The organism is Pseudomonas sp. SWI7, from assembly GCF_006351945.1.
Classification (GTDB): domain Bacteria; phylum Pseudomonadota; class Gammaproteobacteria; order Pseudomonadales; family Pseudomonadaceae; genus Aquipseudomonas; species Aquipseudomonas fulva.
The window spans coordinates 3860757-3883644 of sequence record NZ_CP040930.1; the positions used below are offsets into that span (position 1 = coordinate 3860757).

Sequence of the window (22888 nt, forward strand, 5' to 3'; positions counted from 1 at the left end):
CCCAGATTGCCAGCCGGCGCCAACGCGTCTGTGCAGGCCGACTGAGGCGCGAAGCTTGCCGCGACGAGGAGATAACAATGTCCAAGAAGATTCACGTAACCGATACGATCCTGCGCGACGCCCACCAGTCCCTGTTGGCCACCCGCATGCGCACCGAAGACATGCTGCCGATCTGCGAGAAACTCGACAAGGTCGGTTATTGGTCACTGGAAGTCTGGGGTGGCGCCACCTTCGATGCTTGTGTGCGTTTCTTGAAGGAAGACCCGTGGGAGCGCCTGCGCAAGCTGCGTGCAGCACTGCCCAACACGCGCCTGCAAATGCTGCTGCGCGGCCAGAACCTGCTGGGTTACCGTCACTACAGCGACGATGTGGTCAGGGCATTCGTCGCCAAGGCCGCCGTCAATGGCATCGATGTATTCCGCATCTTCGACGCCATGAACGATGTGCGTAACCTGCGTGTGGCCATCGAGGCGGTCAAAGCCTCGGGCAAGCACGCCCAGGGGACCATCGCCTACACCACCAGCCCGGTGCACACCATCGAGGCGTTCGTGAATCAGGCCAGGCAGATGGAGGCCATGGGTTGCGACTCGATCGCCATCAAGGACATGGCCGGCCTGCTCACCCCGTTTGCCACCGGCGAGTTGGTCAAGGCACTCAAAGCCGAGCAGTCGCTGCCGGTCTTCATTCACTCGCACGACACCGCGGGCCTGGCTGCCATGTGTCAGCTCAAGGCTGTGGAAAACGGCGCTGATCATATCGATACCGCCATTTCCAGCTTCGCCTGGGGCACCAGCCATCCGGGTACCGAGTCCATGGTGGCGGCGCTCAAAGGCAGCGAGTTCGATACCGGGCTGGACCTGGAGCTGCTGCAGGAGATCGGCCTGTATTTCTATGCCGTACGCAAGAAATATCACCAGTTCGAAAGCGAGTTCACTGCCGTGGATACCCGCGTGCAGGTCAACCAGGTCCCAGGCGGCATGATTTCCAACCTGGCCAACCAGCTCAAGGAGCAGGGCGCGCTGAACCGCATGAACGAAGTGCTGGCGGAAATCCCGCGTGTGCGTGAAGACCTGGGCTTTCCACCGCTGGTTACCCCCACTTCGCAGATCGTCGGCACCCAGGCATTCTTCAACGTACTGGCCGGTGAGCGCTACAAGACCATCACCAACGAGGTGAAGCTGTACCTGCAAGGCGGTTACGGCAAGGCGCCGGGGGTGGTCAACGAGCAACTGCGTCGGCAAGCGATCGGCAGCGAAGAGGTGATCGATGTACGCCCGGCCGATCTGCTCAAACCGGAGATGACCAAGCTGCGTGCCGACATCGGGGCCCTGGCGCGCTGTGAAGAGGACGTGCTGACGTTCGCCATGTTCCCGGACATTGGCCGCAAGTTCCTGGAAGAGCGCGAGGCCGGCACCCTGGCCCCCGAAGCGCTGCTGCCTATCCCTGAAGCCGGCGCCGTTTCCGCCCCGGGCGGAGAAGGCGTACCGACCGAATTCGTGATCGATGTGCACGGTGAAACCTACCGCGTGGACATCACCGGTGTAGGCGTCAAGGCAGAGGGCAAGCGTCACTTCTACCTGTCGATCGACGGCATGCCGGAAGAGGTGGTGTTCGAGCCGCTCAACGAGTTCGTCAGCGGCGGTAGCAGCAAGCGCAAGCAGGCCAGCGCCCCGGGCCATGTCAGCACCACCATGCCTGGCAACATCGTCGATGTGCTGGTCAAGGAAGGTGATACGGTCAAAGCCGGGCAGGCTGTGCTCATCACCGAGGCGATGAAAATGGAAACCGAAGTGCAGGCGGCTATCGCGGGCAAGGTCGTGGCCATCCACGTGGGCAAGGGCGATCGCGTGACGCCGGGCGAAATCCTGATCGAGATCGAGGGCTGAACCTGATCCCTTGACCATGGGTTAACCTCGGGGGAGCGCAATGCTCCCCTTTTTTATCAGGGTACGTTGCTTCAAGGGCTTGCCAGGCGGCATGCCTCGAGCGTTCGCAACTGACCTGCCGGGCTTTGGTTCTCAGCGCTCAACCAGCGCTCGAAAGCGGCGGCCACCTGCGGCCACTCGTCATCGGTAATCGAATACCAGGCGGTATCCCGGTTGTGATCCTTTACCACCAGATGCTTTCGGAACACGCCTTCGAAAACGAAGCCCAATCGCTCAGCTGCGCGTCTGGAGCGAGCATTGGCGTTGTTGCACTTCCATTCGAGGCGTCGGTTACCGAGCGCAAAGCTAAGTCTTGCCAGCAGATACACCGCCTCGGTGCCCTTGGGCGTTCGCTGCATCGCGGCTCCGAAGGCAACGTGACCAATCTCGATGCGACCATGATCGGGCACGATCGACATCAAGCTGAGCAGCCCCTGCGCCTGGCCCGAGGTGCGATCGATGACGGTGAAGAACAGTGGGTCTGTACCCGCAGCGTTGGCTTGCAGCCAACGGTCGAACCCAGCGCGCTCGGCAAATGGGCCATAAGGCAGGTAGTCCCACAGCGCTGGATCGGCAGCCGCACCTTGCAGCACCTCCCATAGATCGTCGCCATGCCGTGCAGGCTCGAGTTTCTCCAGGCGAATGAAATGTCCATCGATAGGCTGCGCCGTGGGCGCGCTGGCCGGCTTCCAGTTCAATATATCGCTCATGCTGGCCTAAACCCCTTTACGGAATTGAATGAACCCTGAGCGCTCGGCTACCCGCTCATACAGGTCGATGGCAGTGGAATTGGTTTCATGGGTTAACCAGTGCACCTTGGTGCAGCCGTCCGCGCTCGCCGCCTGATAGACGTGCTGAATCAGTTGGCGGCCAATACCCAAGCCACGCTGCTCGCCAGCCACGTACAGGTCTTGCAGGTAGCAGGCATTCTCGATGCTCCAGTTGGAACGATGGTAGATGAAGTTGACCATGCCCACCGCTTTCTCATCCAGCCAGGCGAGCGCCGAGTGCGTGGGCTCGCGAGTATCGAGCAGACGCCCCCAGGTCGTGAGACTGACCGTCTCGGACAGTTCTGTCTTGTAGAACTGCAAGTAGGCCTGCCACAGGGCAAGCCAACTGGCGTGGTCGTTGGCAGTTACCGGGCGTACGGTAATGTTCGTCATGGGCTATCCCTTGGCGGCTGGCACGTGTGCGCAGCCTGTTCGATTGCAGGTATAAGGGTGATGCTATGCACAAGATTGGCTCTCGGTAAGAGCCATTTACTCCGCTTTTGATAGAGCCAATGCCGTGAGCGAGTTGCATCACGATCTTTCCTTCGACCCTGCCGGGATCACGCTAGACCGCCGTCTGGGGCTCAGCCAGCAGTTGTATCAAGCCCTACGGGAACGAATGCTCGATGGTCGCCTGGGCAGCGGTACTCGGCTGCCTGCAACCCGGGAAATAGCCAGGATGTTGGGCATTTCGCGCAACAGCGTTGTCCAGGCCTACGAGCAGCTTCACGCGGAGGGTTTCATCGAGTCGCGGGTCGGTGATGGGACCTATGTAGGAACATCGAGCAAACTGTCCACACATCTATCCACAGGCTTATACCCTGGGTTATCAACAAGGTTATCCACAAACTCTTCGTTTGACACTGAGGATTTATCCAGTTACAGCCGTGCTGATACCGCCTTGCAACTGCTCGAAAAACATCATCTGGCACCCCCCAGAGGTGGCAAGCCACGAGCGTTTCGCGTCGGCCTGCCCGCGTTCGACCTATTTCCTTTCGACGTCTGGGCCAAGCTGCAAGCGGCTTTCTGGCGTAATCCGTCTCCAGCCAGGTTGAGCTATGGGGACCCGGCGGGTGAACCCGCCTTGCGTGAGCTGATCGCTACTTACATGCGCCGTTCGCGAGGGCTGAATTGTACAGCTGCACAAATTGTGATCACCCATGGCGCACAGGACGCCATCAGTCTTTGTTCACAGTTGCTGCTAGGCGCTGGCGATACCGTGGCTGTGGAAAACCCGGGCTATCGCGCCGCGGGCCATGCCTTTGCTTTGAGCGGAGCTGAGGTAAAGGGTATCGCCGTTGATGCACAGGGAATGGATTGCACCGAGCTCGAACGGCTGGAAAAATGTCGGCTGGCCTACGTGACTCCGGCTCACCAGTACCCGACAGGTGTCACCATGAGCCTGGCCCGACGCCTACAGCTGCTGGCCTGGGCCCGCCGTACCCAGGGCTGGATCATCGAAGACGATTACGACGGCGAGTACCGTTACAGCGGTGCGCCCCTGGCGCCCTTGGCTGCGCTGGACCAACATGGACGGGTCCTGTACATCGGTACCTTCGGCAAGATCGCTTTCCCAGCCTTGCGCCTTGGTTATCTTGTGTTACCGCCCGCATTGGCCGAACCCTTCAGCCAGGGCAGGGCGCTGGCCTCCCGGCATTCGGAAATCAGCAGTCAATGCGTGATGGCGGAGTTCATGGCGCGTGGGCATTTTCAGCGGCATATAAGGCGCATGCGCAAGGCCGCCCTTGCACGGCGCGACGCGATACTGGCCGGATGGCCTACCGGCATCCAAGGCATGGGCGCCATGCCGGATATCGCAGCTGGCCTGCATGTCACACTGGCTGTGGATAACGTTAGCCGGGAAAGGGCGTTGGTGGCCCAGGCCGAAGCAGTTGGCGTGGAAGTAACGCCCTTGAGCCATTTTTGGCTGGATGACAGCACGTGCCCTGTGGATAAACGGGCAGGGCTGGTAGTGGGCTTTGCGGCAGTGCCTGAAAGGGAAATCGCCGAGGCCTTGCTGAAGCTACGCAAGGCCTGGCGGTCTTGAACGGCGCACCGTGAAGAGCGGCTGGGGCCACGACCCCAGCCGCAGGTGGTCATGATCCGGACTTGATGCGTGTCCATGCCCGTGTGCGTGCGCGCTCTGCATCGCGAGCCAGTGGCTTTAGCGTATACAGCTTGGTCATTGCATCGGCGGTTGGATACAAGTTGGGGTTGTTGCGAATCGCTGGGCTCACCTTGTCCGTAGCGTCTTTATTCGGGTTCGGATAGCCCACGAAGTCACTGATCGGCGCAATCACTTCAGGCCGGAGCAGGTAATTGATAAAGGCGTGAGCGTCCTGCGGATTGGCAGCATTTTTTGGAATTGCCAGCATGTCGAACCAGATCGGCGCCCCTTCCTTGGGCAGGCGCATGTCCACCACGACACCGTTGTTGGCCTCGCGGGCACGGTTGGCAGCCTGCGAGAAACTGCCGCTGTAGCCCACAGCGACGCAGATGTCACCGTTGGCCATGTCTGCCATGTACTTGGAGGAGTGGAAGTAGGTGACGGATGGGCGAATTTTCAGCAACAGGGCTTCGGCTTTCTTGTAGTCCTGCGGGTTTTCGCTGTTGGGCGGCAGGCCCAGGTATTGAAGGGCCAGCGGCATGATCTCGGAGGGTGAGTCGAGCAGGGCCACGCCACATTGCTTGAGCCTGGCGATGTTCTCTTCCTTGAAGATCAGGCCCCAACTGTCCACAGGTGCGTTTTCCCCCAACGCAGCCTTGACCTTGGCCGGGTTGAAGCCGATCAGTATGGTGCCGTACATGTACGGCACGGCAAAGCGGTTACCGGGGTCATTGGCTTCGATCAACTTCATCAGGGCCGGGTCCAGGTGCTGCCAGTTCGGCAGTTTGCTGCGATCGAGCGGCTGGAATACGCCGGCCTCGATCTGCTTGGCCAGAAACACGTTGGACGGCACCACCACATCGTAACCAGAGTTGCCGGTCAGCAACTTGGCTTCCAGCGCTTCATTGGTGTCGAAGATGTCATACACCAGCTTCACACCGCTGTCCTTCTGGAAGTCGGTCAGCGTCTGCGGGGTGATGTAGTCGAACCAGTTGTACACGCGCAGCGTGCGCTGTTCGGCCTGGGCGGGCAGGGTGCCTGCGCACAGTACCGCAGCGACGAGAGGGGCGAGTAGCTGTTTGATCGTGGCCATTATCGAGCTCCGGGTTGTGCGCGCTGGAAGCCTTCGAGCACGTTGACGGCGTTGATGCCGATTTCTTCCACGGCATAGCCACCTTCCATCACGAACAGGGTGGGCTTGCCGAGCTGCGCGATGCGCTTGCCCATCTCCAGGTAATCAGGGCTGTCGAGCTTGAACTGGGAGATCGGATCATCCTTGAACGTGTCCACCCCCAGCGACACCACCACTACCTCAGGCTCATACGCGGCGATGCGTTCGCAAGCGTCTTCCAGGGCTGCGCGCCAGGTCGACCAGTCACTGCCCGCCGGTAGCGGATAATTCACATTGCAGCCCTCGCCGGCACCCGCCCCGGTTTCGTCGGCATAGCCCAGGAAGAAGGGGAATTCGTCCTGAGGATCACCATGGATGGAGGCGAAGAAAACATCGGCGCGGCTGTAGAAAATGTCTTGGGTACCATTGCCGTGGTGGTAGTCCACGTCGAGGATGGCAACCTTTGCCCGTCCTTGGTCGATGAAGGCCTGGGCAGCGATGGCTGCATTGTTCAGGTAGCAGTAGCCCCCCATGACGTCGCCTGCCGCGTGGTGCCCCGGTGGACGACACAATGCGAACGCGGCGTGGGCACCCTGCTCGATGGCCGCTTGCGCCGTGAGCGCGACCTGGGCTGCGCTGTAGGCGGCCTGCCAGGTGCCTGCCGTGATCGGAGCACCTGCATCGAAGCTGTAGTAACCAAGCTCGCCGTGCAACCCTGTAGGCTTGACCGCCCGCAGCGTGCGAGCAGGCCAGGTATAGGGGAGCAGATCGCCCTCCTGGCCCATGGCCGCCCAGCGCGCCCAGGCGCCTTCGAAGAAGTCGAGATAATCGGCGCTGTGCACGCGCAGCAATGGCGTACGGCCAAAATCATCAGGGCCTTTGACCTCACCCAGCTCGCGTTTGCGGACTTGGGCCAGGACATGGTCGGCACGCGAAGGCATCTCGAAGCAAGGCATGAGCTTGCCATCGATCAGCTCGCAGCGGCCATGGTGCAGGCGGTGATCATCGGAATAGATCGTCAGCATTGTTGTTCTCCGGTGGGTACTGGCGTGCCTTCATTGTCACGAACGGGGCCGCTCAGCGAGAACATCTGAACCGGCCAAAAGGGGATAGATATGGCCAACGTCGAACACCTTCATCGTGTGAGGCAGCTACCCTAGGCCTACCAGCAGGCTTACCCGCGAAACCGAGTCGGCGCCACGCCACTCCAGCGCACAAAGGCGTGACGGAAACTGGCCGTCTCGCTGTACCCAAGCGTTTCGGCAATGCGGTGGATCGGCATGTGCCCGTCGGCGAGCAGTTCCTTGGCCCGTTCGAACTTCAACTCATCGAGCAATTGCTGATAGCTGCTGCCCAGCGCCTGCAGGTGACGGCGAAGTGTACGGGACGAGCAATTCATCTGCCGTGCCAGGCCCTCCAGGCCCGGCGCCGCTTCCAGTTGGTTGACAAGCAGTTGGCGAACGCGCCCCAACCATGCCTGCCGGCCGGTGAATTCTAGGTTCAGGCGTCGGCATCGCTCCTTCATGGCCTTGTGGGTGATCGGGTCGGCCAGAGGCAGTGGCGCGTTCAGCCAGTGCCGCTCGAAGGCGAAGGCGTTGTCAGGCGAGGCGAAGGTGATTGGGCACTGAAACAGGCGCCTGTAGCGCGCGTGGTAACCCGGGCGCAGGTGCTCAAAGCGCGCCCCAAGCAGCGGCAGATCATGGCCTAGCAAGTCGTCGCAGATGACCTTCAACGACACCAGGCAGAATTCGGCGTTGAAAGCGCTCAGCGCAGGACTATCCCGGTAATCGCTGGCGCTGAGCCAGACACGGTGGCCGTCGTCGAGCAGGCGCAAGGTGAAAACTGTTCCCAGCAGTGCCGGATACTGCAATGCCAGGCCCAGGGCGTCACCCAAAGTGGCACTGGACAGCAGCGCGTACCCCAGCATGCCGTAGGCAGACACGCGCATGCGCTGGCCCAACTCCAGGCCAATGTCCTCCCGGCGGGCCACGGCGTTGGCACAGACCTGCAGTTCCTGCTGGGTCGTGATGCGTGCATCGGCATGGCCAAGGTCCGCTGGGCCTATGCCGCTGCCGGCTAGCAGCTCCGAGGCCTCGCAGCCTTGGGCCTGAAAGACGTTGAGGATCAGCGAAACCGCGTTGAGGGTAGTCAGGTGGCTGTGCAGCATGCGGAGTGGTCCCGTGGGTCTGGGACGCATTATCGAGCAAGTTGTATGCCGAGTGTCGTCGATGGCTGCCAATCGGCACCGGGCGGGCAAAAAAAAGCCCGAAGCATACGCCCGGGCTTAGGAAAGGTTGAGAGGTGTCTAGTCCCTCGACCTGGTGAGACGGTTACAGCGTTCTGGTCAGGCCTTCAGCGGAACCAGACGCGGGGCGATCATGTTTTCCGGACGCAGGATGTCGTCGAGCATCGCGTCGTCCAGCAGCTTCTCTTCACGCACCAGTTCAAGCACACCGCGGCCGGTTTCCAGGGCAACGCGAGCGATACGGGTGGCGTTTTCGTAGCCGATGTAAGGGTTCAGGGCGGTGACCAGGCCGATCGAGTGCTCGACCAGTTCACGGCAGCGCTGTTCGTTGGCGGTGATGCCGACGATGCAATGCTCGCGCAGCATGTCCATGGCGCGTTGCAGCAGGCGAATCGAGTCGAAGATCTTGTAGGCGATCAACGGCTCCATCACGTTCAGCTGAAGCTGGCCGCCTTCGGCCGCGACGGTCAGGGCCAGGTCGTTGCCCATGATGGCAAAGGCCACTTGGTTTACGGCTTCCGGGATCACCGGGTTCACCTTGCCTGGCATGATCGAGCTGCCGGGCTGACGAGCCGGCAGGTTGATCTCGTTGATGCCGGTACGTGGGCCGCTGGACAGCAGGCGCAGGTCGTTGCAGATCTTCGACAACTTGACCGCGGTGCGTTTGAGCATGCCGGAGAACAGTACGAAGGCGCCCATGTCGGAGGTGGCTTCGATGAGGTCCGCAGCCGGTACCAGCGGCTGGCCACTGATGGTTGCCAGACGCTGTACAGCCAGGGCCTGGTAGCCCGGGTCGGCGTTGATGCCGGTACCAATCGCGGTGCCACCCAGGTTGATCTCGGTGAGCAGCTCAGGTGCCAGCGAGCGCAGACGCTGCAGGTCTTCGGTCATGGTGGTGGCGAAGGCGCGGAATTCCTGGCCCAGGGTCATCGGCACGGCATCCTGCAGCTGGGTGCGACCCATCTTCAGTACGTGGTCGAATTCCTTGCCTTTGGCGGCGAAGGCCTGGATCAGGCTCTCAAGGCTGGCCAGCAGGGCGTCGTGACCCAGCAGCAAGCCCAGGCGAATAGCAGTGGGGTAGGCGTCGTTGGTCGACTGCGCCATGTTCACATCGTTGTTGGGGTGCAGGTACTGGTACTCACCTTTCTGGTGACCCATGGCCTCCAACGCGACGTTGGCGATGACTTCGTTGGCGTTCATGTTGGTGGAGGTACCGGCACCCCCTTGGATCATGTCGACCACGAACTGCTCGTGGTAGTCGCCCTTGATCAGACGGGCGCAGGCTGCACTGATGGCAGCGTGCTTGGCATCGCTCAGGTGGCCCAGCTCACGGTTGGCGTCGGCAGCGGCCTGCTTGACCATGGCCAGGGCCACGACCAGCTTGGGGTAGTGCGACAGAGGAACGCCAGAGAGGTGGAAGTTGTTGGCAGCGCGCAGGGTCTGGATGCCGTAGTAGGCATCGGCAGGAACTTCAAGGGTGCCCAACAGATCTTTTTCGACGCGGAACGATGCAGCAGCGGACATGATAAATATCATCTCGAGTTTGACCCGGCACATGCCGGAATGGCGCCAATCCTAGGCCCTAAGGTGTTTTTGCGGCCAATGCTGTTGCACGCTAACCTATGCACAAACGGCATAGTGATAGATGTGACGCCGATTGATTTTCGAGCGTGTTCCATTTTGGTGCACGGCAGGGGAGCGGCCCGATGAACCTAGAAAGCAAATGGCTGGAGGACTTCAGTGCCCTGGCCTCGACCCGCAGTTTTTCCCAGGCGGCGGAGCGGCGCTTCGTAACGCAGCCGGCCTTCAGCCGGCGGATTCGTAGCCTGGAGGCGGCCCTGGGCCTTACCCTGGTCAACCGATCCCGCACCCCCATCGAGCTGACAGAGGCGGGCCAGCTGTTTTTGGTAACGGCCCGCACGGTTGTCGACCAGCTGAGCGAAATTCTTCGCCATTTGCATCATCTTGAAGGTGGTCAGGGCGAAGTGATTCAAGTGGCAGCCGCGCACTCGCTCGCATCGGGCTTCTTCCCACGCTGGGTGGCCCAACTGCGCAACGATGGGCTGAACATCGCCACCCGGCTTGTTGCCACCAACGTCGGCGATGCAGTGCATGCCTTGAGGGAAGGCGGCTGCGACCTGATGCTAGCGTTCTACGACCCTGACGCAGCCTTGCAGATGGATGCCGAAATCTTTCCCTCGCTGCACATGGGCACCACCGAAATGCTGCCCGTTTGTGCCGTGGATGCAGAAGGCAAACCGTTGTTTACCCTGGAGGGTGAAACCAGCGTGCCATTATTGGCCTACAGCGCCGGGGCCTTCCTGGGTCGTTCGGTGAACCTGCTGCTGCGCCAGCGCAATCTGCGTTACACCACCGTCTATGAAACCGCCATGGCTGACAGCCTCAAGAGCATGGCCCTGGAGGGGATGGGGGTGGCATGGGTACCGCGCCTGTCCATGCGCGGCGAACTGGAGCGTGGAGAACTTGCGATCTGTGGTGGCAGCCAGTGGCACGTGCCGCTGGAAATTCGCCTGTACCGCTGCGCCTTGGTCCGCAAGGCCAACGTCCGTTTGCTGTGGCGCAAACTGGAGTCGACCGGCGTTCAGGGCGAGGCATCAATTTGAAGTGTATTTCAGATAATCCGCGATTCTTGTCGCTGTAGCCATAGCCGTTCGAGCGGGAAAACTTGTCCCGCGAGACAGCTTGCCCTTTGATCCGGCATGTGCTTATGGGGGTGGGCGCTCCCTCCATGAATACGCTACAATCCTGCGCCTTCGGCCGACCCGGTCGATTCATAATCCGTATGACGAGCCACGCCGGTCCACCTGCGTGGCTTGTTGCTTTTAGCGCGCCAGAAGGCGCTTGCAGGAGAGGCTCGACGATGAGTGCACTGGTTGGCGTGATCATGGGCTCCAAGTCCGATTGGTCCACCCTTAGCCACACCGCCGATATGCTGGAAAAACTCGGCATTCCTTACGAGGTGAAGGTGGTTTCCGCCCACCGTACGCCGGATCTGCTGTTCCAGTACGCCGAAGAGGCTGATGGCCGGGGCATCGAGGTGATCATCGCCGGTGCCGGTGGTGCAGCCCACTTGCCTGGCATGTGCGCGGCCAAGACCCACCTGCCGGTGCTGGGCGTGCCAGTGCAGTCGTCGATGCTTTCGGGCGTTGATTCGTTGCTGTCGATCGTGCAGATGCCTGCCGGCGTGCCGGTTGCCACCCTGGCTATCGGCCGCGCGGGCGCAATCAATGCCGCGCTGTTGTCGGCCAGCATCCTTGGCGCCAAGCACCCTCAGTACCACGCGGCGTTGAAGCAGTTCCGCACGGAACAGACCGACACCGTGCTGGACAATCCAGATCCGCGTCAGGCTTGAGGTTCAACCCATGAAAATCGGTGTAATCGGTGGCGGCCAGTTGGGCCGCATGCTAGCACTGGCGGGTACTCCGCTGGGCATGAACTTCGCCTTCCTCGACCCGGCGCCCGATGCCTGTGCCGCCTCTCTGGGCGAGCACCTGCTCGCGGGCTATGGCGACCAGGAACACCTGCGTCAGCTGGCCGATCAGGTTGACCTGGTTACCTTCGAGTTCGAGAGCGTTCCGGCCGAGACCGTGGCGTTTCTTTCGCAGTTCGTGCCGGTGTACCCAAGTGCCGAGGCCCTGCGCATCGCCCGTGACCGCTTGTTCGAGAAAAGCATGTTCCGTGACCTGGGGATCCCCACCCCCGCGTTCGCCGACATCCTGTCCCAGGCAGACCTGGACGCCGCAGTGGCGAGCATCGGCCTGCCAGCGGTGCTCAAGACCCGCACCCTGGGCTATGACGGCAAGGGCCAGAAAGTCCTGCGCACCGCGCAAGACGTGGTCGGCACCTTTGCCGAACTGGGCAGCGTGCCGTGCCTGCTCGAAGGCTTCGTACCCTTTACCGGTGAAGTATCGCTGGTCGCGGTCCGGGCCCGCGATGGTGAAACGCGGTTCTATCCGCTGGTGCACAACACGCACGACAGCGGCATCCTGCACCTGTCGGTCGCCAGTCAGGCGCATCCGTTGCAAGCGCTGGCTGAAGACTACGTCGGTCGCGTGTTGCAACAACTCGATTATGTCGGGGTCATGGCGTTCGAATTCTTCGAGGTCGACGGTGGGCTCAAGGCCAATGAAATTGCACCGCGCGTGCACAACTCCGGGCACTGGACCATCGAAGGCGCCGAGTGCAGCCAGTTCGAAAACCACGTGCGTGCCATCGCCGGTTTGCCATTGGGTTCGACTGCCAAGGTCGGAGAGAGCGCCATGCTCAACTTCATCGGTGAAGTCCCCCCAGTGGAGCAGGTCGTGGCCATCGACGACTGCCACCTGCACCACTATGGCAAGGCGTTCAAGGCCGGACGCAAGGTTGGCCATGCCACATTGCGGTGCCAGGACATGGCCACACTCGAGCACAAGATTGCGCAAGTCCAGGCGCTGATCGGCAACTGATCGAGCGCCAATTCGAACTTCTGCATCCGGCTGGCCCTCTGAAGTGGCAACAAGCCAAAGCGCTGCCTAGGCTTTGGCTTGTTCCATCTTTACTGCAAGGGGATTGCCATGGGTATCATCGGAACCATCTTCATCGGCCTCATCGTCGGCCTGCTGGCTCGTTTCATCAAACCGGGCGACGACAGCATGGGCTGGATCATGACCATCCTGCTCGGTATCGCGGGCTCGCTGTTGGCCACCTATGGCGGTCAGGCGCTTGGTATCTACCAGGCAGGTCAGGCAGCCGGCTTCTTTGGCGCACTGGTAGGCGCCATCCTTCTTCTGGTGATCTACGGATTCATCAAGAAACGCTGAATACTGGTTAGAATGCCGGCAATTCATCCCGAGTTGCCGAGCATTCCATGCGTGCCTTCTTCATTGCCCTCCTGTTGTCGGCCAGCTCCCTGGCCCATGCCGAATTGCCCGAGACCGACTGGCTGGAACTGATGCCCAAGTCGGACCAGAAGGCGCTCGAGCAGATGCCCGAAATCGACCATAACTCTCCCGAAGCCATGGGCACCTTCACCGCCAAAGGTGGCTTGAAGCAGGGCAAGGGGCTGCCTGCGGTCATGTACTCGACGAAAACCGTGCCCGCCCTGAACGGTAAGAGCATTCGCCTGGGTGGCTACCCCGTGCCGCTTGAAAGCGATGCCAAGGGCCACAGCACCTTGTTCTTCCTGGTGCCATACCCAGGTGCATGCATCCACGTCCCGCCACCGCCACCCAACCAGCTGGTGTTGGTGCGCTATCCAAAAGGGCTGAAGATCGATGACATCTACACGCCGCTGTGGGTCAGCGGCACGCTGAAGGTGGAAAAGGTCAGCAACGACCTGGCCGACGCGGCCTATGCCTTGGACGCCGCGAAGGTGAGGGTAGTGGTGGACGCCGATCTTTGAGGCGTGTCCGAGTGGCTAGTCGCGCGGGGTCACTTCACAATCGATCCTGACCCCCAGCGAACTGCTGGCCCCGGGCTGCAACTGCACCACGTCGTCCCAGACGTTCGCCGTCTCGATGCACAGCATGCGTTGCCAGCCGTCATCGGCCATGTCCGGCAATTCCTTGGCCCGTGCGGTCCAGGGGTTCCAGATCACCGCCGAGCGGGATCCACTGCTGGTCAGGATGATCCGCCTGCCCCAGGCCGGGTCGACGATGCTCAGCGTTGGCGGCGTATCCAGATAGATCCGGTCCGTCTCGCCGGTAAACGCCAGCGCACCCTGCTGCAGGCGCTGTTGCCAGTCGGCCAGGGTTTCGATGTAAGCCAACCCCTCGACACCGTCGACCTTGGCCTGGCGCACATCACTGACGGCAAAATAATTGTGCAGGGCCTGGCTGATAGTGACCGGGCTATCGCCAAGGTTGCGGCTGGTCAGTTGCAGCGTCAACGCCTCGTCCAGCACGACCACCAGCTTCAGCGCCACGGTGTGCGGCCACCCGGGCAATCCACCTTGCGCTTCGGCCATTTCGAACTCGATCCGCAGGGTTTCGCCCACTTCCTCCAGGCTCAGCAATTGCCAGTCACGCGTGCGGACAAGGCCGTGGGCTGGCGCTTGTTCAGCGTGGTACATGGACTGGACGGTTTCAGGGTTGCGCTGCAGGTCGCCAAACCATGGCCAGCATACAGGCGCCCCTGCCCGAACCGACTTCCCCTGGCGGAAAATGGCCTTGTCGCTCAACCACAGCAACGGTGGCTCGCCTGTGCGCTGGTAGCTGAGGACCTGTGCACCCTGGCGGGCGATCAGTAGTTCGGCGAAGCTGCTGCGGATACGCCAGCAGTGAAGCTCGCCATGTTGCTCGGTCGTTACCTGGAAGGTGGCCATTGCGTCATCTCATTGGTTGCCAGTGGGCCTTGGACCCGGGCGCAGGCAATGAGTTTACCGCTGGCAGGCCTCAGCGACGAGGGACGGAACGGGTGCGGCCGCTGCCATCGATTGCGACGAAGACGAAGACGGCTTCGGTCACCTTGCGCCATTCGCTGGACAGTGGATCGTCGCTCCATACCTCGACCATCATCTGGATGGAGCTGCGCCCGATCTCCAGCGTCTGGGTATAGAAGGACAACTGTGCGCCCACGGCCACCGGTACCAGAAACGCCATGCGATCTATCGCCACGGTAGCGACGCGGCCACCGGCAACACGGCTGGCCATGGCGGTACCTGCCAGGTCCATCTGGGCGACCAGCCAGCCGCCGAAGATATCGCCAAAGCCGTTTGTTTCGCGTGGCAGTGCGGTGATCTGCAAAGCAAGGTCACCCTGCGGAATTGGATCTTCTTGTTCGAGCTCAATCATGCGGTGGGGCCTCTGACCCGTGACGCTTTTCCTGGATGCGGCGCTTAGGCCGGTAAACGATTCAGCTGACAACATACTACGCCGATTCGTATGACGAGACGGCCGTGGGAAATGCTTCGAAACCGTCTGAGTATAGTGACCGGAGTTTTCGCACAATATCCCACGCTAGCAGGACACATTTCGTACGAAACGCCAGTATATAGAGCATCTACGCAAGCGACGACCATGCGTTCTTGCAGGTCGGTATGGATTGCGTGTCGCTTTCAGCCGCGTTCGGCAATTTGCTATCTTCGCCTTCGCCTTGAACAAGCCGCATCCCGTGTGGCCTTGCCCTATAAAGAGAATAACCGTGATGACTTCCGCGCCGAGCAGTATCGAGCAGGCCCCGCGGCCGCTGACCCGCAGTGACTACAAGACCCTTTCGCTGTCTGCGCTGGGCGGGGCGCTGGAGTTCTACGACTTCATCATCTTCGTGTTCTTCGCCACCGTGGTCGGCAAGCTGTTCTTCCCGGCCGACATGCCAGAGTGGCTGCGGTTGATGCAGACGTTCGGCATTTTTGCCGCAGGCTATCTGGCGCGGCCCCTGGGCGGCATCATCATGGCGCATTTCGGCGACCTGCTGGGCCGCAAGAAGATGTTCACCTTGAGCATCTTCATGATGGCCCTGCCCACCCTGATCATGGGCCTGTTGCCGACCTACGCGCAGATTGGCCTGTGGGCGCCGATCCTGTTGCTGTTGATGCGGGTGATCCAGGGGGCGGCCATCGGCGGGGAAGTGCCGGGCGCGTGGGTATTCGTCTCGGAGCACGTGCCGGCGCGCAATACCGGCTATGCCTGCGGCACACTCACTGCCGGTTTGACGGCCGGTATCTTGCTGGGCTCGCTGGTCGCGACCTTGATCAACAGCGTCTACAGCGCTGAAGAAGTGGCCAGCTATGCCTGGCGAATTCCGTTTCTGCTGGGCGGTGTGTTCGGTCTGTTTTCGGTCTACCTGCGCCGTTGGCTGCATGAAACCCCGGTGTTCGCAGAAATGCAGCAACGCAAAGCCTTGGCCGAAGAGCTGCCGCTGCGGGCGGTGCTGCGCGATCATCGCGGGCCCATCGTGCTGTCCATGTTGCTGACCTGGATGCTGTCGGCAGGCATCGTGGTGGTGATCCTCATGACGCCAGCCTTGTTGCAGAGCATCTACCACATCAGCCCTACCGACTCGCTCAAGGCCAACAGCCTGGCCATCGTGCTGCTGAGCCTGGGTTGCATTGGCGCCGGTAGCCTGGCCGATCGCTTCGGCGCGGGCCGTGTGTTCGTGGTCGGCAGCCTGATGCTGTTGGTCAGTTCCTGGGCGTTTTACCACAGCTTGCCCACACGGCCCGAGCTGTTGTTCCCGTTGTATGCGGTGACCGGCCTGTGCGTGGGCGTGATTGGCGCAGTGCCCTACGTGATGGTCAAGGCATTTCCGGCTGCGGTGCGCTTCAGCGGCTTGTCGTTTTCCTACAACGTCGCCTATGCCATTTTTGGCGGCCTGACGCCGATGGCGGTGACCGGGCTTCTGAAGGTCAGCTCCATGGCGCCCGCTTACTATGTGGCTGTCCTGTGCATGGTCGGCTTTTCGGTAGGTCTGTACTTGCTCGCCAACAAGCGTTGAATCGCCTTGGCCACTGACACTTGCTCCCTGTAGCAGCGCTTCGACACGATGATGGCATTTCATCCAATTGTCACAATCAAGTCATATCGTGTTCATGCGCGCTGCAGATACTGGCCCCCGTTCCCTCTCTGCACCCCCATTCCAGCTAGGAGCAAGGCATGAAATTGAAGCGTTTGATGGCGGCCCTTACCTTTGCCGCCGCTGGCGTTGCAACCGCCAACGCAGTGGCCGCTGTCGATCCTGCTATCCCGACCTACACCAAGACCACGGGTGTTTCGGGCAACCTCTCCAGCGTCGGCTCCGATACCCTCGCGAACCTGATGACCCTGTGGGCCGAGGCCTACAAAAAGGAATACCCGAACGTCAACATCCAGATCCAGGCAGCGGGTTCGTCCACGGCGCCACCGGCGCTGACCGAAGGCACCGCCAACCTCGGCCCCATGAGCCGCAAGATGAAGGACGTCGAATTGCAGGCGTTTGAGCAGAAGTATGGCTACAAACCGACCGCCATTCCGGTTGCGGTCGACGCCCTGGCGGTGTTCGTGCACAAGGACAACCCGATCAAGGGTCTGACCATGGCCCAGGTCGATGCCATTTTCTCTTCGACCCGCCTGTGTGGTGGCAAGGCCGAGATCAAGACCTGGGGCGATGCCGGAGTAACCGGCGACCTTGCCAACAAGCCGATCCAGCTCTTCGGCCGTAACTCGGTGTCCGGCACGTATGGTTACTTCAAGGAAGAAGCCCTGTGCAAAGGGGATTTCAAGCCCAACGTCAACGAGCAACCTGGTTCCGCCTCGGTGGTGCAGTCCATCAGCTCGTCGCTCAACGGTATCGGCTACTCGGGTATCGGCTACAAGACGGCCAGCGTCAGGACCGTGCCGCTGGCCAAGAAGGAGGGCGGCGAGTTCGTCGAGGACAACGAGACCAACGCCCTGAACGGCAGCTACCCGCTCTCGCGCTTCCTGTACGTTTACGTCAACAAGGCGCCGAACAAGCCGCTGGCCCCGCTGGAGGCCGAGTTCGTGAAGCTGGTACTGTCGCAGGCCGGCCAGCAGGTGGTCGTCAAGGATGGCTACATCCCGCTGCCTGCCAAAGTCGTCGACAAGACCCTGGCCGACCTGGGCCTGTCCCACGCCGGCAACGTCGCCAAGCAGTAATCGAACCCTGCAGGGGCAAGCCGTTGGGCTAGCCTCTTCAGCACTCCCAGCCCGGGGCCAGCCTTACTGTGCTTCGGGCTTTCGTGCGTCACTGCATTGTCATGTTTTTGTCATACGGGACCGCTAGGGTGTGCCCCATGAATGATCTGGCCAACTCCACAATGACCCAAGATTCCCAGCCTGCACGCATCGATTTCAACACGCCGGAGTTGCAGCGCAAGCGACGCCTGCGTGCGCTCAAGGACCGCCTGACGCGCTGGTATGTGCTGGTGGGCGGGCTGGCTGTGCTGGCCGCGATCACCTTGATCTTCTTTTACCTGGCGTATGTGGTCCTTCCGTTGTTCCAGGGCGCGGAACTGACCAGCAGGCAGGCATTGCAACCTGCCTGGCTCAAGGAGGAGGCGGGCAAGCCGTTGATGATCGCCCTCGAGGAGCAGAACCTGGTTGGCATGCGGGTTTCGGACCAGGGCCAGGTGCTGTTCTTCGACACCAAGACCGGCGAAGCGCTCGAGCGCGTCGACCTGCCCATCCCTGCCGGCGTACAGGTCTCTTCGATCGGTACCGACCAGCCAGGCAGCTCAATGGTGATGCTGGGGTTGTCCAATGGCCAGGCGTTGGTGTTCACCCATACCTACAAGATCACCTACCCCGACAACAAGAAAACCATCACGCCGACCATCGACTACCCCTATGGCAAACAGCCTTTCGTGCTGGATGAACAGGCGCGGGTGCTGGAGCACGTCAGCGCCAGCGTCAATGGCGACACGCTGTTGCTGGCTGGCTCCACGGGGGCGCACCTGCAGGTCATCGCGTTGACGCGCAGCGAAAACATGATGACCGCCGAAGTCACGACCGAGCAGACCCGCATCGAGCTGCCGCAAATGACCGAAACGGTGAAGAACATCTTCATCGATCCGCGCCAGCAGTGGCTGTACGTGATCAATGGTCGTGCCACTGCCGACGTGTTCAGCCTGCGCGACAAGAGCCTCAACGGGCGCTACACCCTGGCGCAGAGCGCTGATACCGAAGTGACGGCCACTGCGCAGTTGGTAGGCGGCATTTCACTGATCATCGGTGACTCGCACGGTGGGCTGGCCCAGTGGTTCATGGCCCGTGACCCGGACGGGGAATCCCGTTTCAAGCAGATTCGTACCTTCCAGCTGGGCACGTCGCCCATCGTGCAGATTGACGCCGAAGAGCGCCGCAAGGGCTTCATCGCCCTGGACGCAGAAGGCAAGCTGGGTGTTTTCCACAGCACGGCGCACCGCACCCTCTTGGTCGAGTCCGTGGCCCAGGGCCCGGGTATCCTTGCCCTGTCACCGCGCGCCAACCGGATCATGCTCGAAGAGCCCGGCAGGTTGCTGCCATTGAAGCTGCACAACCCCCATCCGGAAGTGTCTTTCAGCGCGCTGTGGGGCAAGGTGTGGTACGAGAATTACGACGCGCCCAAGTACGTGTGGCAGTCGACCGCGTCCAATACCGATTTCGAGCCCAAGCTGAGCCTTTCGCCGCTGACCTTCGGTACGCTCAAGGCTGCCTTCTACGCCATGATCCTTGCCGCGCCGCTGGCCATTGCCGCCGCGATCTACACAGCCTACTTCATGGCCCCTGGCATGCGCCGCAAGGTCAAGCCGGTGATCGAACTGATGGAGGCGATGCCCACGGTCATCCTGGGGTTCTTCGCGGGGCTGTTTTTGGCGCCGTACCTGGAAGGCCACCTGCCAGGGGTCTTCAGCCTGTTCCTGCTCATGCCGGTCGGCATCCTGCTGGCAGGGTTCACCTGGAGCCGGCTGCCTGAATCCATTCGCCTGCGGGTACCGGATGGCTGGGAGGCGGCCATTCTTATCCCGGTCATTCTACTCACCGGCTGGTTTGCCCTTGGCATGAGCCCGTACCTTGAAAGCTGGCTCTTTGGCGGCGACATGCGCCTGTGGATCACCAATGACCTGGGTATCACCTATGACCAACGCAATGCACTGGTGGTCGGGATCGCGATGGGTTTTGCCGTCATTCCCAACATTTACTCGATTGCCGAGGACGCCGTCTTCAGCGTGCCGCGCAGCCTGACGCTGGGCTCCCTGGCACTGGGTGCAACGCCTTGGCAGACCCTCACCCGGGTAGTGATCCTGACCGCCAGCCCCGGCATTTTCTCGGCGCTGATGATCGGCATGGGCCGGGCTGTCGGTGAAACCATGATCGTGCTGATGGCCACCGGTAACACACCGGTGATGGAGATGAACCTGTTCGAAGGCATGCGCACGCTGGCTGCCAACGTAGCGGTGGAAATGCCGGAATCCGAAGTCGGGGGCAGTCACTACCGGGTGCTGTTCCTCGCCGCGTTGGTGCTGCTGATGTTCACCTTCGTCATGAACACCTTGGCCGAGCTGATTCGCCAGCGTCTGCGCAAGAAATACTCGTCGCTTTGATAGAAAGGTAGCGATCCGTGAAAAAGGATTCCCTCAAAGGCTGGTTCAAGAGCGGTGCCCCCGGTGTATGGATGAGCGGCGGCGCGGTGGCCATGGCGGTGATCATGACCGTTGGCCTGCTGGCAGTGATCGCCGTACGCGGCCTGGGGCATTTCTGGCCGGCCGATTTGATCCAGGCCACCTACGCCGTGCCGGGCCAGGCCCAGCAGACGGTCATCGGTGAAGTGGTACAGCAGGAAGAAGTGCCGCGTGCGCGCCTCAAGGGCGCCGGTTTGCCCGTGCCCGACCAGGGCCCGGAGTTCATGACACGCGAATTGATCAAGGTCGGAAACCGGGACCTCAATGGCAGCGACTTCACTTGGGTCGTGGGCGACTGGCTTGTCGATCAGCAGCGCCCCGGACAGCTGATGGCCCTGGAACGCCGCGAGTGGGGCAACTTCTATGGCTATCTGGTGAGCGTCAAGGAACAAGGCCGAGTGGTGGCGCAAGGGGCTGCGGCCTGGGGTGAGCTGCAAGCGCGCCTGGCCCGGGCCAGCGAGCTCAACAAGACGCTGCAAGCGCTGGAGAAGAAAGACATCGGTGCCATCAACCATGGCCTGGAGCGGTTGCGCCTGCAGGCGCGCAAACTCGAGCTCGAAGGCAAGCTGGACGCAGCGGCCCAGGCTGACATCGAGGCTGACCGCGCCGAGCTCAACAGCCGCTACAAAGCCATCGAAGATCGCCTGACCACGCTTCATCGGGATTTTGCCCGCGACACACTGGTGGCGCGCGATGGCAATGGCCGTGAAGTCGAGATCAACCTCAGCAAGGTGGTCCATGCCATCCAGCCCAACGGCATGTCGACCCTGGCCAAGCTGGGGGTGTACTTCGCCAAGGTGTGGGAGTTTCTCAGCGACGACCCGCGTGAGGCCAACACGGAGGGCGGTATCTTCCCGGCCATTTTCGGCACGGTGATGATGACCCTGATCATGGCCGTGATCGTCACGCCCTTTGGCGTGCTGGCAGCGGTCTATCTGCGCGAGTATGCCCGGCAGGGGCCGGTGACACGCCTGATCCGCATCGCCGTCAACAACCTTGCCGGTGTACCGGCCATCGTCTACGGCGTTTTCGGCCTGGGCTTCTTCGTGTACGTGCTGGGCGGCTCGATCGATCGCCTGTTCTTCGCCGAAGCCTTGCCGGCGCCCACCCTGGGCACGCCGGGCCTGTTGTGGGCGTCACTGACACTGGCATTGTTGGCCGTGCCGGTGGTGATCGTGGCCACCGAGGAAGGGCTGGCGCGCATTCCGCGCACCCTGCGCGAGGGTTCGTTGGCCTTGGGTGCCACCAAGGCCGAAACGCTGTGGAAGATCGTTCTGCCCATGGCCAGCCCGGCCATGATGACCGGCATGATCCTGGCCGTTGCTCGCGCCGCGGGTGAAGTCGCACCGCTGATGCTGGTGGGCGTGGTCAAGCTGGCGCCGTCGCTGCCGGTGGATGGCAATTACCCCTACCTGCACCTGGATCAGAAGATCATGCACCTGGGCTTTCATATCTACGATGTGGGCTTCCAGAGCCCGAACGTGGAAGCGGCGCGGCCACTGGTGTACGCCACGGCACTGCTGCTTGTGATGGTCATCGCGACACTGAACCTGTCGGCCGTGTGGATCCGTAACCACCTTCGTGAGAAATACAAGGCGCTCGACAGCTGAGCCAGGCGTCGAACGTTCAAGCGGCGTCGCCGACGCGAGGCGTCCGCTTCGTCCCAACGTGCTACTGGCGGCCATACGCCGGCAGCTCCCAATGGAGTGAGACCATGCAGCAACAACCGCCTAACCACGGCATCGACATGTCCGCCCTGGGCCGCAGCAAACAGGGCCTGCGCCTGGCCGAGGAAACGGTTGCCATCGAAGTGCCTGGGCTGAGCCTGTTCTACGGTGACAAGCAGGCCCTGTTCGATGTCAGCATGAATATTCCCAAGCAGCGCGTGACGGCGTTCATTGGCCCGTCCGGCTGCGGCAAGTCCACCTTGCTGCGCACCTTCAACCGCATGAACGACCTGGTAGACGGCTGCCGTGTGCAAGGCGCCGTCAACCTGTACGGCCATGACATCTACCGCAAGGGCGAGGACGTAGCCGAGCTGCGTCGCCGCGTGGGCATGGTGTTCCAGAAACCCAACCCCTTCCCCAAGACCATCTACGAGAACGTGGTCTATGGCCTGCGGATTCAAGGCATCAATAAAAAGCGGGTCCTGGACGAGGCCGTAGAGTGGGCCCTCAAGGGCGCGGCACTGTGGGACGAAGTCAAGGACCGTCTGCACGAGTCGGCGCTGGGTCTGTCCGGTGGGCAGCAGCAGCGCCTGGTCATCGCACGCACCATCGCGGTAGAGCCCGAGGTCCTGTTGCTGGACGAGCCTTGCTCGGCGCTGGACCCGATTTCCACGCTCAAGGTCGAAGAGCTCATCTACGAGTTGAAAACCAAGTTCACCATCGTCATCGTGACCCACAACATGCAGCAGGCGGCCCGGGTATCGGATTACACCGCCTTCATGTACATGGGCAAACTGGTGGAATTCGGCGACACCGATACCCTGTTCACCAACCCCGCCAAGAAGCAGACCGAAGACTACATCACTGGCCGATACGGCTGAAGAAGCACCGCGCACTGCTGCTCGCCGGGTGGAGGCACTCGGCGCAGGCAGGGGCACGCCTCGAACGACTTGAAGCTTGCAGCCAGCA

The 22888-nt window shown here is 61.5% G+C and carries 20 protein-coding genes; 12 read left to right on the forward strand and 8 right to left on the reverse strand.

Annotation, left to right across the window (positions count from 1 at the left end):
• Positions 1-77: 77 nt before the first annotated feature.
• A complete protein-coding gene (oadA, locus tag FH041_RS17605; protein WP_027913332.1) occupies positions 78-1886 on the forward strand; it encodes a sodium-extruding oxaloacetate decarboxylase subunit alpha in 1809 nt (602 codons plus the stop codon).
• 71 nt (positions 1887-1957) lie between these two features.
• On the opposite strand, the gene FH041_RS17610 is transcribed toward oadA, so the two are convergent.
• Together FH041_RS17610 and FH041_RS17615 are read right to left on the reverse strand one after the other, a co-directional pair.
• Entirely contained in the window at positions 1958-2635 is a 678-nt protein-coding gene (locus tag FH041_RS17610) for a GNAT family N-acetyltransferase (protein WP_104926654.1), read from the reverse strand.
• 6 nt (positions 2636-2641) lie between these two features.
• Positions 2642-3088 carry a GNAT family N-acetyltransferase gene (locus tag FH041_RS17615; RefSeq protein ID WP_028686792.1) on the reverse strand — a complete coding sequence of 149 codons (447 nt, stop codon included), beginning with the start codon at positions 3086-3088 and terminating at the stop codon, positions 2642-2644.
• A gap of 124 nt (positions 3089-3212) precedes the next feature.
• Here FH041_RS17615 and FH041_RS17620 point away from each other — a divergent pair, with 124 nt between their 5' ends.
• A complete protein-coding gene (locus tag FH041_RS17620; RefSeq protein WP_225806664.1) occupies positions 3213-4742 on the forward strand; it encodes a PLP-dependent aminotransferase family protein in 1530 nt (509 codons plus the stop codon).
• A gap of 49 nt (positions 4743-4791) precedes the next feature.
• Here FH041_RS17620 and FH041_RS17625 read toward each other — a convergent pair whose 3' ends face one another.
• From FH041_RS17625 to aspA, 4 genes are all read right to left on the reverse strand, one after another.
• Positions 4792-5895 carry a polyamine ABC transporter substrate-binding protein gene (locus FH041_RS17625; RefSeq protein ID WP_140174904.1) on the reverse strand — a complete coding sequence of 368 codons (1104 nt, stop codon included), beginning with the start codon at positions 5893-5895 and terminating at the stop codon, positions 4792-4794.
• Positions 5895-6938 carry a histone deacetylase family protein gene (locus FH041_RS17630; protein ID WP_027913337.1) on the reverse strand — a complete coding sequence of 348 codons (1044 nt, stop codon included), beginning with the start codon at positions 6936-6938 and terminating at the stop codon, positions 5895-5897. The genes FH041_RS17625 and FH041_RS17630 overlap by 1 nt, the downstream gene beginning before the upstream one ends.
• A gap of 149 nt (positions 6939-7087) precedes the next feature.
• Positions 7088-8080 carry an AraC family transcriptional regulator gene (locus FH041_RS17635; protein WP_028686789.1) on the reverse strand — a complete coding sequence of 331 codons (993 nt, stop codon included), beginning with the start codon at positions 8078-8080 and terminating at the stop codon, positions 7088-7090.
• 177 nt (positions 8081-8257) lie between these two features.
• Positions 8258-9682, reverse strand: coding sequence for an aspartate ammonia-lyase (aspA, locus tag FH041_RS17640; RefSeq protein ID WP_023532531.1), 1425 nt, complete (start codon positions 9680-9682; stop codon positions 8258-8260).
• A gap of 182 nt (positions 9683-9864) precedes the next feature.
• On the opposite strand from aspA, the gene FH041_RS17645 reads away from it, so the two are divergent.
• From FH041_RS17645 to FH041_RS17665, 5 genes are all read left to right on the forward strand, one after another.
• Positions 9865-10782 (forward strand): LysR substrate-binding domain-containing protein, encoded by a 918-nt coding sequence (locus FH041_RS17645; RefSeq protein ID WP_027913339.1) that lies wholly within the window; start codon positions 9865-9867, stop codon positions 10780-10782.
• Positions 10783-11039: 257 nt separating this feature from the next.
• Positions 11040-11531, forward strand: coding sequence for a 5-(carboxyamino)imidazole ribonucleotide mutase (purE, locus tag FH041_RS17650; RefSeq protein WP_023532690.1), 492 nt, complete (start codon positions 11040-11042; stop codon positions 11529-11531).
• A 10-nt stretch (positions 11532-11541) separates the two neighbouring features.
• Positions 11542-12624 carry a 5-(carboxyamino)imidazole ribonucleotide synthase gene (locus tag FH041_RS17655; protein ID WP_028686788.1) on the forward strand — a complete coding sequence of 361 codons (1083 nt, stop codon included), beginning with the start codon at positions 11542-11544 and terminating at the stop codon, positions 12622-12624.
• A gap of 108 nt (positions 12625-12732) precedes the next feature.
• Complete coding sequence (locus tag FH041_RS17660; protein ID WP_023532347.1) at positions 12733-12978, forward strand: GlsB/YeaQ/YmgE family stress response membrane protein; 246 nt, start codon at positions 12733-12735, stop codon at positions 12976-12978.
• 47 nt (positions 12979-13025) lie between these two features.
• Positions 13026-13559, forward strand: a complete 534-nt coding sequence (locus tag FH041_RS17665; RefSeq protein WP_027913341.1) for a DUF3299 domain-containing protein — start codon at positions 13026-13028, stop codon at positions 13557-13559.
• A 15-nt stretch (positions 13560-13574) separates the two neighbouring features.
• Here the strand turns inward: FH041_RS17665 and FH041_RS17670 are convergent, their stop codons facing one another.
• Together FH041_RS17670 and FH041_RS17675 are read right to left on the reverse strand one after the other, a co-directional pair.
• Positions 13575-14480 (reverse strand): D-hexose-6-phosphate mutarotase, encoded by a 906-nt coding sequence (locus tag FH041_RS17670; protein ID WP_088522814.1) that lies wholly within the window; start codon positions 14478-14480, stop codon positions 13575-13577.
• 70 nt (positions 14481-14550) lie between these two features.
• Positions 14551-14949 (reverse strand): acyl-CoA thioesterase, encoded by a 399-nt coding sequence (locus FH041_RS17675; RefSeq protein ID WP_003253317.1) that lies wholly within the window; start codon positions 14947-14949, stop codon positions 14551-14553.
• Positions 14950-15301: 352 nt separating this feature from the next.
• Between FH041_RS17675 and FH041_RS17680 the strand changes: the two genes are divergently transcribed.
• The 5 genes from FH041_RS17680 to pstB all read left to right on the forward strand — a co-directional run bounded on the left by FH041_RS17680 (position 15302) and on the right by pstB (position 22800).
• The gene (locus tag FH041_RS17680; RefSeq protein ID WP_140175147.1) at positions 15302-16591 is read left to right on the forward strand and encodes an MFS transporter; all 1290 of its coding nucleotides are present in this window, start codon (positions 15302-15304) and stop codon (positions 16589-16591) included.
• 158 nt (positions 16592-16749) lie between these two features.
• The gene (locus FH041_RS17685) at positions 16750-17748 is read left to right on the forward strand and encodes a phosphate ABC transporter substrate-binding protein PstS (protein WP_088522815.1); all 999 of its coding nucleotides are present in this window, start codon (positions 16750-16752) and stop codon (positions 17746-17748) included.
• A gap of 137 nt (positions 17749-17885) precedes the next feature.
• A complete protein-coding gene (locus FH041_RS17690; RefSeq protein ID WP_140174906.1) occupies positions 17886-20174 on the forward strand; it encodes an ABC transporter permease subunit in 2289 nt (762 codons plus the stop codon).
• A gap of 71 nt (positions 20175-20245) precedes the next feature.
• Complete coding sequence (pstA, locus tag FH041_RS17695) at positions 20246-21862, forward strand: phosphate ABC transporter permease PstA (protein ID WP_177438171.1); 1617 nt, start codon at positions 20246-20248, stop codon at positions 21860-21862.
• A gap of 104 nt (positions 21863-21966) precedes the next feature.
• Positions 21967-22800 (forward strand): phosphate ABC transporter ATP-binding protein PstB, encoded by an 834-nt coding sequence (gene pstB, locus FH041_RS17700; protein WP_028686784.1) that lies wholly within the window; start codon positions 21967-21969, stop codon positions 22798-22800.
• The last annotated feature ends 88 nt before the right edge of the window (positions 22801-22888 follow it).